We start from the raw sequence: 12,525 nt of genomic DNA on the forward strand, positions 1-12,525 counted from the left end.
TAGAATTAAGCTCCAAGTGCTTTTCGCAACTGCTGATCTGCAGGTTGAACGGTATTGATCTTGATGACAGGTATTCGATACTTCTTAGCGACTCGGGAAAAGTTATCTAGAGTGTCAGTCACATCTTTTGCAAAGCGCTGCTTTAGTTGAGCTTGCTTACCGGTAATTGCCAATTGCATTTCGCCGTCACTGAGTATCATTTTGTCCAGTTCAGCTAGGTTATGTTCTAGTGGGTCAGTCACATGGCACAACACGACATCATTGTGTTTACACAGAGTCTTGATTTGTTCTTCACTTTGTTCGTTGTAGCCATATCCATCGGTGATCAAGATGACTAAGGCATCATGTTTAACCAAGCGCTTGGCCTGATGAAACAGTTTACTAAATGAGTTTCCTTGAGAGTCCTCGGCGATACCGACTTTCAACTGCTGATTCTTAATCACAATCTCGTTTAAGATCTTTAGCACGTGATTGGCACTGCGTTGCGGAGCAATGGGCACTGCCACTGTATCGTTGTAGATGATTGCTCCCACACGGTCTGTCGAATCTGTGACTTTCCAAGCAATTAGAGCTGCGATTTCTGCAGCGATCACCGATTTCATTTTTCCTGTGCTACCAAAGAACATATTGGTTCTTTGATCCACAAGTAAATAGACGTTTCGCTCGCGTTCTTCCGAGAATATCTTTACGTGCGGTTTCCCCGTGCGCATGGTGACTTTCCAGTCCATGGTGCGAATGTCATCACCAATATGATAGTGACGCATCTCTTCAAAGTTTAAACCTCGTCCACGAAGCTTCGATACGTGCCTTCCCGTTAATAGGCTATTCACCGGCTGTGGAGGCAGGAAATCAAAACCAGTTGCCTTATATTTCATTAAACGTAGCGACTTTAAATCGGTGTAGATTTGCGCGTCTATGGAGCTGGATTTGCTCATCGATTGCTCTCTTACGCTACTGCGACTTGAGACAAGATTTCATCAATAACGCGATCTGAGCTAATTCCATCAGCTAATGCGTCGTATGAAAGAATAAGGCGATGGCGAAGAACGCCATGTACTACATCTCTCACATCATCGGGATCTACAAATTCTTTTCCTTTTAACCAAGCCATTGCGCGAGCGCATTTATCTAATGCGATAGTAGCTCTTGGGCTAGACCCTACGGCAATCCAGTTTGCAAGCTGTGAGTTAGAGTATTTCTCTGGCTGACGAGTGGCTACAACAATCGCTACCAAGTATTTGAGTACCGCATCACTGCAGTAGATATCTTGGATCTCCTCGCGCGCTGAAAAAATACACGCAGGATCAATAGGTTCAGGCTTCGGTGAAGAAGGTTTTTCTTCTCCTCTCACCATTTTAATGATTTGTTCTTCCGCATCTGCATCGGGATAGTCCAGATTGATCTTCATGATGAATCGGTCCATTTGAGCTTCTGGCAGCGGGTAAGTACCTTCCTGTTCTACAGGGTTTTGTGTGGCGAGTACCATAAACAAATCAGGAAGTTGGTAAGTTTTGCCGGCAACAGTGATTTGCCTCTCTTCCATCGCTTCTAATAAAGCGGCTTGAACTTTAGCTGGAGAGCGGTTGATTTCATCTGCTAGTAACAGGTTATTAAATACGGGCCCAGGCTGGAAGGTAAGGGTGGGTTTGCCGTCAACATCTTGATAGACCTCAGTTCCCGTTACGTCCGAAGGGAGTAGGTCTGGAGTGAACTGTACTCGCCCTAGGTCTACAGATAAAGCGTCTGCTAGCGCTTTAATAGAGCGGGTTTTCGCGGTACCAGGTAGGCCTTCTAGTAAGACGTTACCATTGGTTAGCAAAGCGACTAACAGTGTATCGACCATGTGTTGTTGTCCTATTACAGACTTCTGCATTTGCTTTTTAAGTAGCATTACCGTATCTAAGGTTGAGCTCATGTTGTTACCTTTTGTGGTATTCGTTGCTAAAACGTTAATAAATACATATAGTTAAAAATAGCTTCTTTGCAGCTTTTGCGCTGAAAATATGCAAAAAAATCTACCAACCTTTGATATTACTATAGTGACTATTCTCTTAATTGTAATATGCTTATTATGGATATCATGTATTAATCTAAGTCAATAGCTTTGCTTCAGCTAACCCGTAAACTGTGAAACGTGAAAGGCAAATCAAGTCAATTTTTAAGGAAGCATGCGTTGGTTTGAAGTGTTTAACTTGAATTAATTAGATAGGACACACACCATGAAAAAACTTGCTCTAAGTATCGCTTTAGGTCTGAATATTGTTGCTCTACCAACGCTAGCAGCTACAGAGGTAGCTACTCTTACTGAATTCTTTAGCGATAAAGGTGAAGTGACGACTTCAGAGAACTATGCCATCCATGAAACAGCACGCCAGTACTTAAAAACGCAAGAAAAGGTTGGCGTGAATAATTTTGAACACAAAAGAGTGCTCACTCCAACTGACGAACAGCCAGTGGTTCGAATGAATCGAGATACTTATTATTCTATGGCTGTGATTAATGTTTCTGAGGGTGCGACAGTAACGCTTCCAGAAATTCCTGAAGGCAAATACATGTCTATGGAAGTGATCACTGAAGACCATCGTATTCAAGCAATGCAATATGGTGCGGGCACTTTTGATCTATCTACTCATATTGGTGATCATGTCTATATCATTGTTCGTACCGATGCGACCTTTACCGAAAAAGAAGTGCGCGAAATACAAGATAAAATGAGCATTGATGCGAATGCAACAACAGAATTTACAGCACCTCAAGTTCAAGAAGTCGCGTTTGACGAAATAGAGAAAGATTTAAAAACCCAAATGCCAGTTATTCTAAAACGCGATGGTGCGCAAGCTACCTTTGGTATGTTTACTGACCCAGAAGATGAGTCGAAAGAATTGTTTACTGAAGAAAAGTACGCTGTAGGTGCTGCTATCGGTTGGGGTGGTGCTCAGCTTCAAGATAACATCTATGAAGTATCGGGTAACTTCCCTGCGGATAAGTGTCATCAGGCCACGTTTGAAGACCCAGAGAACCAAGCATTCTGGTCTGTAACGGTTTACAACAAACAAGGCTTCATGTTCGCTGACGTTGCGAATGTTAGTTCAAATACTGCAACTAAGAATGCTGATGGTACTTACACTGTAAGTTTTGGTTGTGGCGATGATGCACCAAACAACATTGAGACTAAAAACGATTCCGGTATGTTTAATATGGCATTCCGCCACTACATGCCAAGCCAAAAGATCCGAGATGGCTTCCGAGTCCTCCCGTATGTTAAAGCGGTAAAATAGTATCAATAGCAGGGGTGTTAGATTTTAGAACCTAACACCCTTCTAAGTATACACTCAGCGCATATCATATATAGAAAACTGTAATTCGATTAAATAACTCTATTTGTTTATTCTTTTGCTCAGAGAGGCAGTAAGCACTTAGGGATGGAGAAACGGCTTGTGCCTATATCTTTTTTTAGCGGAGTACATAATGAAAAAACTGGCACTAGCAGTATCCATTGGTTTAGGTATCGCATCTCTACCTTCCTTTGCAGCAACGCAAGTTTCAAGCGAAGCAGATTTCTTTAGTAAAGATGGGGAAATCACTACTGCTGAAAACTACGCTGTATTTGAAAGTTCTCGTCAAATTTTAAAAAACCAAGACCTGGCTGGTATCAACAAATTCCTTCATAAGCGTGAGCTTACTCCAACAGATCAACAACCCGTTGTTCGAATGAATAGAGATACGTACTATTCGATGGCAGTAGTTGATGTATCTGAAGGCGCATCTATTACACTTCCTGAAGTTCCCGATGGTAAATATTTATCTTATCAAGTGGTTACAGAAGATCACAGAATTCAAGCAATGGGCTATGGCGGGGGTACGTTTGAGTTAAAAACTCACACAGGTAATCATGTGTATATTGTAGTGCGTTTAGACGCAACGTTCAGTGAAGTTGAGGCTCGTAAAGTTCAAGATCAAATGAGCATAAATGCAAACTCAAATAAAATGTTTTCAGCGGAACAAGTCAATAAAGAATCTTTTAATAGAGTGGAAAATGAACTAAAAGCGCAGATGCCAACTATCTTGAAGCGCGATGGTAGCCAAGCGTTGACGGGAATGTTTACCGACCCTAACGATGAATCAAAAGAACTCTACACTGAAGAAAAATACGCAGTAGGTGCGGCGATTGGTTGGGGTGGAGCTCAGATAAAAGACAATATTTATGAAATATCTGGAAACTACCCAGCAAACCAGTGCCATCAAGCCACGTTTGAAGATCCAAAGAACCAAGCGTTTTGGTCTATTACTGTGTATGACAAAGCAGGGTTCATGTTTAACGATGTGGCAAATCTGAGCTCAAATACGGCGAAGCCGAATGCAGATGGTTCATATACAATTAGCTTCGGCTGTGGTGACGATGCACCAAACAACATTCAAACAGCCAACGATTCTGATGTATTTAATTTAGGTATTCGTCACTACATGCCTAGTCAAAAAGTAACCGATGGCTACCGAATTTTACCAACGGTTAAAGCGGTAAAATAACGAATTGGTGAATTAGAAAGCCTCGCTCTTTAAAAGAGCGAGGCTTTTTTATTTTGTCGTAAGAAACAGGTTGGCTTTAAAAAGACTTTTGGGTATGTACCGTAAACACCAAACACATCCCGTTGATGGGAGTAGAGTGGTAGTCTAGTTTTACTTGTTAATAGAAAATGGCTGAGCGTAAAAGTTAATATCGAATATAAGCTATCTAGGAAACGTAATTGATGAATCTTTAACGAAACGGACCATCCTCAAAGATGCTATCTATAAACGTCTCAACTAGAGCAATTTCATCAGTGGCAAGAGCAAAGGTTCTTAGCCCTATAATTTGTACTTGAACGTATCGGGCTAGCTCTACTGCGTCTTTATCTGATGATATTTCTCCAGCCTCGATTGCTTTAGTCAGTATTTCTGAGAGTTCAGATTCTACATCACCTAATAACTGCTTAGCGAGCGACAGTAATTCAGGGTTATCTGTCTCAGTTAATTCAGCAATAGACTTTACTACCATACACATGCCACTAGGGGCGGACTTCTTGCCGTCGACAGTGATGGTTTTAATAAATGCTTTTAACCCATTTATATTGGAGTCAGCATTTTGCATACAACGGGTTAGGATTTCGCCACTTTCTTCAGAGTAATGTTGAATAGCTTCTTTGAACAGATTGTCTTTACTACCAAATGCTGCATAGATACTGCCAGGGCGCATATCAAGAGCATCTTGTAGTGCTCGCATTGAAGTGCCGTGATAGCCTTTTTCCCAATAAAGGTCTTTGGCTTTATTGATGACATCGTCTCTATCAAAAAGAGCACGTTTGGCCATGATAATACCTACTGTATCTACAATTATTCACACGCGGATTATAGCGATCATATTAACGACCGTTCAATATCAATCTAGCCCTTTACTTAACTCTAGTAAGATTTGTTTATAGTTTTCAACAGGCTGAGCACCTGTGACGGCACTTTCTCTATTGAAGATAACTGTCGGTACTCCAGTGATTCCCATCTGTTGCCATTGTACTTCTTGGTTTTTTATCTCATTTCTGAGCTCTGTTTTATCTAAACTAACCATACCGTCATTAACATTTAAACCAATAGCACCAAGCTCTTGTCTTAAAATAGTGCGATCAGAGATATCTTTTTGTTCCGTGAAAAAGGCGTTGAATAATTTCAGTTTTAAGTCGGTTTGTTTGCCATGTTGCTTGGCGTAATCTAAAAGTATGTGCGCGTCTAACGTGTTTACCATCTTCATTTCATCGAAATAGTTAAATAGAAAGCCATGTTCCGCGCCAGCTGCAGTGATTCGTTCTCTGGCATTAGCACTTTCTTCGGGACTACTACCGTACTTTCGAGCGATATGATCGCGAAGATTTTCCCCTTCGGCGGACATATCAGGATTTAGCTCAAACGGTTGCCATTCAATATCGATTTTATCTTGTAGTTCTAGCTCGTTGATTGCAGCTTGTAGATTGTTGTAACCAATAATGCACCAAGGACAAACTACGTCCGAAACAATATCTAGCTTTATCTTGCGACTCATTGACTAACCTCTAACTTGAACGATCGTTATATGAAGATAATACACCGCTAGCACAGAAAGGAAAGAAAAAGCAGGGAAAGCGCGGTTAGTTTAGTAAGTAGCGATAGTAAAGAGTGCAGACAGGTTTGTTCCTTACAGGTCAATCAAAGCGAAGGGGCATACTGTATGCCCCATGTGAGTGTGCTATGAAAGTGACTTAAGCTTCACCCTCTAACGGCACTTGGTAGATACGATTATGATTATTGGTCTTGATGGCTCCGAATAGTGAAATCAGTGACGCACAAAACATAATAGTGACAATCGGCCATAGTGAATTTTTACTTAGTAAGGCCGCGAGCGCACTGATGCTTGCAGCGGTAAAAAACTGTGTTGCACCAAGTGCAGCAGAAGCGACACCAGCACCTTGTCCAAAATGTTTCAGGAAACTGGCATTAGAGTTAGCCATGATGCCTCCATTGGCAGAAATACTGATCACAAAGCCAATGACAGCAAACCATAAACTGTCGGGGGCAATGAGTTGCGATGCTACCAATATAGTTGTGCCAAACACCTGAAGACCAATAAAGTTTACCAATAGCTTCTCAGGTGAATGGTGACTCAATAGAAATGAATTGAGTCGATTTACAATAGCAACACCGATGACGTTGACTAAAAAAAGCGCAGAAAACATTTCTGGAGTAACACCAAAATGAATCATGTAAGCAAACGCGCCATTTGCAATAAATGTCATTAGCACAGAGAAGCTAAAACTTTGAGAAAGCATGTAACCTAATGCTCTAGATTCTGTAAACACATGCTTGTAACGGACAGGGCTCGATGTTGACTTAGCCTTTTTTGGCTTAGGCAAAACGCGAGTAGCAACGAAGGCGACTATTAAGGCCAAACTACCAGAGATAATAAATATCCAATGCCAACCAAATAGATTCATAATTGCTGTACCTACCGAAGGTGCAATAGAAGGGGCGATCATGCTGATAAGCGCGATAAGAGCGAACAGTTTTGCGGACTCACTACCCTCGGTATTATCTCGGATTGTTGCCGGAACACCAACGACTGCAATACCGCCACCTAAAGACTGCAATATACGCCAGAACCAGAAACTATGAACACTTGCTGATAGTGCAAGCATGATGCTACAAAGCGCAAATAGCACTAAACCTGCAACCATTACCTTCATTCGACCAAACTTGTCGGAGAGTGGGCCACCAATTAACTGGCCTATGGCTAATCCGAATACATAGATACTGACGGTAATAGAGATCATCGCTGTATCGACATTCATTTCTGTAGCAATGCTAGGGATAGCAGGTAAGTAGCTATCGATTGCAAATGGCGTCATCGCAAACACCGCTGCGAGGAGCACAACGAGACTAGGGTTAATAGAATTTTTCATTAAAACCTCATTTATCTTTCTGGAAAGATAATAGGTGGATTTTATCTTTCGGGCAAGATATATTTCATTAAGTAGTCTGATAAAGAGTTGTCGAATATGTTAAAGCAGGAAAGTCTGGAAACAATTTTAAAGCGAGGAGTAGCCAATTGGCCTGAGGCGTTCGATGAGTTTAGGTCCACGATTCTCATGATTCATCGAATACACAGCCATTTGGATGACGACTTAGAAGCCATAATTGTTCATCATCACTTGCAAAAAGCCGATTTTGGCATCTTGATGACGCTCAGGCGCAGTGGAGAACCTTACTGTTTATCACCTACGGATTTGTATCGATCTATGTTGTTTAGTTCCGGTGGTTTAACTAAAGTTCTTGGCAGAGTAGAAAAGGCAGGTTTAATAGAAAGGGTGGAAAACCCAGATGATGGACGCAGTAAACTCGTGAAACTGACAAAACAAGGTTGTAAGTTGATTGAACAAGTGGCGTTTACGCTGCATCAACAAGAACTGCGGAAGTTAGATATATTGACGAAGGAGGAAAAGAAGCAGTTAGACCTTCTTTTAGGTAAAGTTTTAGGGCAGTGGGAGTAAAGTTCCCTATTAGTGTAAACGGTTAAGATAAATACTTAGGCAGTCTAAACTGCCTTGAACCTACTGTTAAAGGACAGGTGAACAATATTGCCTGTATCCTATTAGTACTTTTGTGATGGTGTAACGTTTTATCTATGCCTATAAGAATTTTAATGATGCATTTAAAGTGCAGTGCTTATAAGCAATACTGAGAATCTTAGCTATTAAATGAATTGGCCGACATAAATTATTACCCCGTATATCGCCACACCACAAAGTACCGGCAGACCAAGTGTTCTTTTCCAATACCAAACGAACAGGGTGAATAATGTGCCAATTAAAGTGGCTGCCCACGACACCATTGAAGGTGTAGCAGGGATCAATGATGTGCCGAACATTGCAGCTATCATCGTTGGTCCTAAAACAGAGAGCCACGTAGGAATATTATTGAGTTCGGTACCTTGTTCTCGCCTTCTTAATCTCTTGGACATCCACAGCATGGGTAAAAGACGCATGGCATAGGTTCCCGTGGCTATCAATATTAAGACCAACCATAATGACTTATCCATGATTTTGCTCCTTTGAGATAGGTGTAGTTCGAACGCCGTAATAGAGTAAAGTTCCACAGAGTGCCGCTAGAGGTATAGCTGCGTTTGGATAACCACTGAACTTTAGTATCAGTGCAGTCAAACTCGTACCGACAAGAGAGATAGTCCAAGCAAGCGAGTTGAACTTCGGAGCTAGCAGTACCAGAAACAATGCAGGTAAGGCGAAAGGTAAAACTTCTCCGAGCAACGGCCACTGGTTAATGAGTTCACCACCTGCGACAGCACCTAAAGCCGTGCCACCAATCCAACTAAACCAAGCCAATAGAGCTGCACCCGAATACCAACCAATGCGTTCGCTAGGTGAAAGTTGAGGTAGGCGTGTATGTGCTAGGGCGAAAATTTGGTCTGTTAAGCCATGAAGTAGGGGAATCCACCAGCGACTATTTGTTAGGTATGGAGCAATATTTGGGCCATACACCACATGCCTTGCGTTGATTAGAAGCGTCATAACTACTACTAACCAAATGGGAGCGCCAGAGGCGACCATTGCAACAAACAGGAACTGTGATGCTCCAGCATAAATAAAAACGGAGATGGCGATGGTTTCCCAAACACTAAACCCGGACTGTAACGCTATAACACCAAATGAGACAGCGACCGATACATAGCCCCCCATTAGCGAAAGAGCATCGGTTGCGCCAGCGATCCAAGGCTTCCAGCGTGATACTTGGCTATTGGTGTTCATTAAGGCTGTCCTTGTTGCCATATTTGATCGTAACTAAGATAGTTGCGCTAAAAGATGTGGTTCGATAAACGTGTGGTGTGTCTGCCGCAAAGCAATGTATATCGCCAGGTGCAAGGAGTTCTGTACTGTCTTTTTGTCCGGTTTCAATATGTCCAGAGATCACAGTCATTGTCTCATTCACATGTTCCTTATATAGAGCGTTCTATATAAGGAACATGTGAATGTCAACGATTTCGTGTCGTTATATTTTACAGCAAAGAAAAGTGTATAAGATTGAAGACCTCTAGTGATATGTTATAACATATCACTAGAGGTCCAGGGATTTGTCTTAACTTGCACAATAGCAATAGATGCCTGATGTATATGCAAACAAAACGCTTGAGAGGAAAAGACATGAGCTTGGAACACGATGCAATTTCAGAGCCTGTTTATTCACAAGAATCTTCATTTATCGAGAATCAACCTAGCATCCTCACCAATATCTATCAGCCAGAGCAAAACATTGCGATATGGCAACGCACGTTACCAAAGAGCCTAGTAGCGGACATAAACCATATGTTGATTGAAGGAAGACCACTAGCACTAGTTCTGAGTGTAACGCCAAAAAATGCGGCGGATAAGATCAGAAACAAGCTAGATGATTATGCGTGTGCTGAAATTCTGAGTGAAGATATCGCTTTGATAGTAGATATGTTCTGCTGTTTATTTGATGTTAAAGAAGTTGGCTTGAGACTGACTAGTTTAGATAGTCCTATGTGCCCTAAATTTCATGTTGACCATGTGCCATGTCGTTTGGTGACTACCTATGTCGGCAGAGCAACTGAATGGTTAGCAAACGAAGGGATTGATCGCAGAAAGCTAGGGGGTGGTGGTCTAGGAGAACCTGACCATCTATCTGGCTTGATGAATAGCGAAAGCACAATAGAAAAGATGCAAATGGGTGAGGTTGCTTTATTGAAAGGTAGCGGTTGGCAAGGTAATGAAAACGCAGGGCTAGTTCATCGTTCTCCAAATATAGGACCACACGAGCGACGTTTACTACTGACACTGGACTTTATCTAGACACATGATTGGTATTAAGAGTGATATGAAGTCGCAAGACAGAGCAATAGTGTTTTTTTTCATGGGGTCTAAAGAGTAGCTAATGAACTTTAATAAGACGCTGATTTCTGGTGTGCCAACCAATATCATCACTGGTTTTCTTGGAGTAGGAAAAACGTCAGCCATTATGCATTTGATAGCCAACAAGCCAAAAAATGAACGTTGGGCAGTGTTAGTCAATGAGTTTGGTGAGATTGGTATAGATGGCAGTTTGCTGAAAGGCGATAAGACTCAAGACGGTCACGTTTATGTCCGGGAAGTGCCCGGAGGTTGCATGTGTTGTGCGGCAGGTTTACCAATGCAAATAGCCTTGAACCAATTACTGTCCGAGTCCAAACCAGATCGTCTATTGATTGAACCCACAGGGCTTGGTCATCCTCGAGAAGTGCTTCAAGTATTATCCACTGATTACTATCGTCAAATACTTGATTTGCAGAAGAACATTACGTTAATCGATGCGCGTAAATTGTCTGAGCAAAGATATACAGAGCATGAAACGTTTAACCAGCAAATTGCCATTGCCGATACGATTGTTGGCAACAAACACGATCTCTATACAGAAGAGCATGAACAATATCTATTAGCCTATATGGATGAATTGGGTTTAGCGAACACTCGGGTCATTTACGCTGAATATGGCGTTATTCCGTTTTCTGAGCTTCAAGGCGCTACTCAATTTCATGACAAAATAACGCAACACTTATTTCAACAACAGAGCGTTAAAACGCCACCTGTTCGTGAACAACCTTTGCCCGAAAGCGGATTAATGAAAGCGATGAAAAAGGGGGAAGGGTTCTATAGTGTGGGGTGGCGAGTGTCTGCTGATAAAGTTTTTAACCGTCAAAAATTGCTGCAACTTCTGCATGAGATAAAAGCAGAACGCTTGAAAGCGGTTTTCATTACTGATAGTGGCATCTTCGGTTATAACTCAACGACTGACGGTTTAACAGAATACGAGTTAGATGAGTGTTTGGAGAGTCGGATAGAAATAATTTCGGAAAGAAAAAATGACATGTTTGAGGAGCAATTATTGCATTGTCTCGAGAACAATTAGGGATAGAAATGCTTTAGGCTAATGATGGGTTTTGTTACTGAGCAGTTAGGTTTTTACAAAGTATAATCTAGTATAAAGAGCGCTAAGGCGCTCTTTATCTTATGTTAAGCATGCTTGTCTCTAACAAAAAGTACTGCACTAACAACCAAACTAGCGACAGATAACGCGAACACTGCGTATATATTTAGTATCCATGCGAGCGTAGCTGACAGAAATGAGATGAATGAAAACATTCGGCTAAATGTCATTACACGGCCTAGTTTATTATTTTTCATAACGCCTCCGAAACCTGAATAAAATAGAGATATTAGCGATCTAATATGGCCTGCTCACCATCTCAATTTCTTGGCGTTTTTACCTAAAAAAGCACCTAAATTTGTATCAAAAAAGATAGAACATTGAACTCGTAGACAAAATATAGAGTGATTGCTCTTGTATGGCAGATATGTGTCAAATTATCGATTATAGGTAGCACTCGATGTGCTTTTAAAGTCTGAGACGTGCAATAACAGTTAAATTAACTTTGTATTGTGCTCAATGCTGGCACTACAAAATTCGAACTATCAGGAATGATTAGAATATTCGCGTTAATGGCCTGCTGTACAGTGATGTCACCTTGAATTACACTGCTCAACACATCAATATCCGTTACAATTGAACTGTCTATTACAGTCCCTACCGGCACTTTATGATTCTCAAATCTTACCTTCCCTTTGGTAATACCAAAACGATAATAATGACCGTTACTCGTCTCATAAAGATAAAACTCACCATTGAATGGTTTCTCGTCTGCTGGCATTTGATTTATAAGACTTTGTAGCTGAAATAATACAATGCCAGCTTTATGGGCGTATTCTACAAAATCCACTTCAAATAACCCTTGCTCTAATGCTGTGTGAACTGAAGCTTGAACATTAAAGGTTTCTGAAGGAATCGTTTCGCCAGGGATAACGTAAAGACCTGCACAGGCAAGCACCTTAAAAGGAAAGAGTAATGTTACAAGTAGTAATCTAGCCGTGCTTTTCATGAAATAAACCTCTAAAAAAGGGA

Annotated in this window: 15 protein-coding genes; 5 read left to right on the forward strand and 10 right to left on the reverse strand. The window is 41.3% G+C overall.

Annotated features, from left to right (window positions below):
* Positions 1 to 5: 5 nt before the first annotated feature.
* Positions 6 to 935, reverse strand: coding sequence for a DUF58 domain-containing protein (locus OCU48_RS15405; RefSeq protein WP_141344697.1), 930 nt, complete (start codon positions 933 to 935; stop codon positions 6 to 8).
* Positions 936 to 946: 11 nt separating this feature from the next.
* Entirely contained in the window at positions 947 to 1,915 is a 969-nt protein-coding gene (locus OCU48_RS15410; RefSeq protein ID WP_141344698.1) for an AAA family ATPase, read from the reverse strand.
* A gap of 304 nt (positions 1,916 to 2,219) precedes the next feature.
* Here OCU48_RS15410 and OCU48_RS15415 point away from each other — a divergent pair, with 304 nt between their 5' ends.
* Both OCU48_RS15415 and OCU48_RS15420 read left to right on the forward strand, forming a co-directional pair.
* On the forward strand, positions 2,220 to 3,278 hold the full coding sequence (locus tag OCU48_RS15415; RefSeq protein WP_141344699.1) for a DUF1254 domain-containing protein: 1,059 nt from the start codon (positions 2,220 to 2,222) through the stop codon (positions 3,276 to 3,278).
* A gap of 190 nt (positions 3,279 to 3,468) precedes the next feature.
* Positions 3,469 to 4,527, forward strand: coding sequence for a DUF1254 domain-containing protein (locus tag OCU48_RS15420; RefSeq protein WP_141344700.1), 1,059 nt, complete (start codon positions 3,469 to 3,471; stop codon positions 4,525 to 4,527).
* Between the two features lie 229 nt (positions 4,528 to 4,756).
* Here the strand turns inward: OCU48_RS15420 and OCU48_RS15425 are convergent, their stop codons facing one another.
* From OCU48_RS15425 to OCU48_RS15435, 3 genes are all read right to left on the reverse strand, one after another.
* The gene (locus OCU48_RS15425; protein ID WP_141344701.1) at positions 4,757 to 5,347 is read right to left on the reverse strand and encodes a TetR/AcrR family transcriptional regulator; all 591 of its coding nucleotides are present in this window, start codon (positions 5,345 to 5,347) and stop codon (positions 4,757 to 4,759) included.
* Between the two features lie 69 nt (positions 5,348 to 5,416).
* Complete coding sequence (locus OCU48_RS15430; protein ID WP_141344702.1) at positions 5,417 to 6,067, reverse strand: DsbA family oxidoreductase; 651 nt, start codon at positions 6,065 to 6,067, stop codon at positions 5,417 to 5,419.
* A gap of 196 nt (positions 6,068 to 6,263) precedes the next feature.
* Complete coding sequence (locus OCU48_RS15435; RefSeq protein WP_141344703.1) at positions 6,264 to 7,460, reverse strand: multidrug effflux MFS transporter; 1,197 nt, start codon at positions 7,458 to 7,460, stop codon at positions 6,264 to 6,266.
* Between the two features lie 96 nt (positions 7,461 to 7,556).
* Between OCU48_RS15435 and OCU48_RS15440 the strand changes: the two genes are divergently transcribed.
* Positions 7,557 to 8,048 carry a MarR family winged helix-turn-helix transcriptional regulator gene (locus tag OCU48_RS15440; RefSeq protein ID WP_141344704.1) on the forward strand — a complete coding sequence of 164 codons (492 nt, stop codon included), beginning with the start codon at positions 7,557 to 7,559 and terminating at the stop codon, positions 8,046 to 8,048.
* Between the two features lie 203 nt (positions 8,049 to 8,251).
* On the opposite strand, the gene OCU48_RS15445 is transcribed toward OCU48_RS15440, so the two are convergent.
* The 3 genes from OCU48_RS15445 to OCU48_RS15455 are packed head-to-tail and all read right to left on the reverse strand — an operon-like array spanning position 8,252 to position 9,501.
* Positions 8,252 to 8,596: an AzlD domain-containing protein gene (locus OCU48_RS15445; protein WP_141344705.1), complete on the reverse strand. Its 345-nt coding sequence runs from the start codon at positions 8,594 to 8,596 to the stop codon at positions 8,252 to 8,254.
* Entirely contained in the window at positions 8,589 to 9,320 is a 732-nt protein-coding gene (locus tag OCU48_RS15450) for an AzlC family ABC transporter permease (RefSeq protein WP_141344706.1), read from the reverse strand. Before OCU48_RS15450 ends, OCU48_RS15445 begins: the two co-directional genes overlap by 8 nt.
* Complete coding sequence (locus tag OCU48_RS15455; protein WP_141344707.1) at positions 9,307 to 9,501, reverse strand: cupin domain-containing protein; 195 nt, start codon at positions 9,499 to 9,501, stop codon at positions 9,307 to 9,309. The genes OCU48_RS15450 and OCU48_RS15455 overlap by 14 nt, the downstream gene beginning before the upstream one ends.
* A gap of 212 nt (positions 9,502 to 9,713) precedes the next feature.
* Between OCU48_RS15455 and OCU48_RS15460 the strand changes: the two genes are divergently transcribed.
* Positions 9,714 to 10,382 carry a DUF1826 domain-containing protein gene (locus OCU48_RS15460; RefSeq protein ID WP_141344708.1) on the forward strand — a complete coding sequence of 223 codons (669 nt, stop codon included), beginning with the start codon at positions 9,714 to 9,716 and terminating at the stop codon, positions 10,380 to 10,382.
* Positions 10,383 to 10,464: 82 nt separating this feature from the next.
* Positions 10,465 to 11,475: a CobW family GTP-binding protein gene (locus tag OCU48_RS15465; RefSeq protein WP_141344709.1), complete on the forward strand. Its 1,011-nt coding sequence runs from the start codon at positions 10,465 to 10,467 to the stop codon at positions 11,473 to 11,475.
* Between the two features lie 104 nt (positions 11,476 to 11,579).
* Here the strand turns inward: OCU48_RS15465 and OCU48_RS15470 are convergent, their stop codons facing one another.
* Both OCU48_RS15470 and OCU48_RS15475 read right to left on the reverse strand, forming a co-directional pair.
* Complete coding sequence (locus OCU48_RS15470) at positions 11,580 to 11,750, reverse strand: hypothetical protein (RefSeq protein WP_167496165.1); 171 nt, start codon at positions 11,748 to 11,750, stop codon at positions 11,580 to 11,582.
* A gap of 242 nt (positions 11,751 to 11,992) precedes the next feature.
* Positions 11,993 to 12,502: a hypothetical protein gene (locus tag OCU48_RS15475; protein WP_141344710.1), complete on the reverse strand. Its 510-nt coding sequence runs from the start codon at positions 12,500 to 12,502 to the stop codon at positions 11,993 to 11,995.
* Positions 12,503 to 12,525 lie beyond the last annotated feature (23 nt).

Origin of the sequence: Vibrio inusitatus (assembly GCA_024346935.1) — a bacterium.
GTDB lineage: Bacteria > Pseudomonadota > Gammaproteobacteria > Enterobacterales > Vibrionaceae > Vibrio > Vibrio inusitatus.

Excerpts from the sequence above, each read along its gene's own strand:
- OCU48_RS15470 (WP_167496165.1), bottom strand. The coding sequence starts at position 11,750 with ATGAAAAATAATAAACTAGGCCGTGTAATGACATTTAGCCGAATGTTT.
- OCU48_RS15445 (WP_141344705.1), bottom strand. The coding sequence starts at position 8,596 with ATGGATAAGTCATTATGGTTGGTCTTAATATTGATAGCCACGGGAACC.
- OCU48_RS15450 (WP_141344706.1), bottom strand. The coding sequence starts at position 9,320 with ATGAACACCAATAGCCAAGTATCACGCTGGAAGCCTTGGATCGCTGGC.
- OCU48_RS15435 (WP_141344703.1), bottom strand. The coding sequence starts at position 7,460 with ATGAAAAATTCTATTAACCCTAGTCTCGTTGTGCTCCTCGCAGCGGTG.
- OCU48_RS15425 (WP_141344701.1), bottom strand. The coding sequence starts at position 5,347 with ATGGCCAAACGTGCTCTTTTTGATAGAGACGATGTCATCAATAAAGCC.
- OCU48_RS15430 (WP_141344702.1), bottom strand. The coding sequence starts at position 6,067 with ATGAGTCGCAAGATAAAGCTAGATATTGTTTCGGACGTAGTTTGTCCT.
- OCU48_RS15415 (WP_141344699.1), top strand. The coding sequence starts at position 2,220 with ATGAAAAAACTTGCTCTAAGTATCGCTTTAGGTCTGAATATTGTTGCT.
- OCU48_RS15465 (WP_141344709.1), top strand. The coding sequence starts at position 10,465 with ATGAACTTTAATAAGACGCTGATTTCTGGTGTGCCAACCAATATCATC.
- OCU48_RS15420 (WP_141344700.1), top strand. The coding sequence starts at position 3,469 with ATGAAAAAACTGGCACTAGCAGTATCCATTGGTTTAGGTATCGCATCT.
- OCU48_RS15460 (WP_141344708.1), top strand. The coding sequence starts at position 9,714 with ATGAGCTTGGAACACGATGCAATTTCAGAGCCTGTTTATTCACAAGAA.
- OCU48_RS15410 (WP_141344698.1), bottom strand. The coding sequence starts at position 1,915 with ATGAGCTCAACCTTAGATACGGTAATGCTACTTAAAAAGCAAATGCAG.
- OCU48_RS15405 (WP_141344697.1), bottom strand. The coding sequence starts at position 935 with ATGAGCAAATCCAGCTCCATAGACGCGCAAATCTACACCGATTTAAAG.
- OCU48_RS15440 (WP_141344704.1), top strand. The coding sequence starts at position 7,557 with ATGTTAAAGCAGGAAAGTCTGGAAACAATTTTAAAGCGAGGAGTAGCC.
- OCU48_RS15475 (WP_141344710.1), bottom strand. The coding sequence starts at position 12,502 with ATGAAAAGCACGGCTAGATTACTACTTGTAACATTACTCTTTCCTTTT.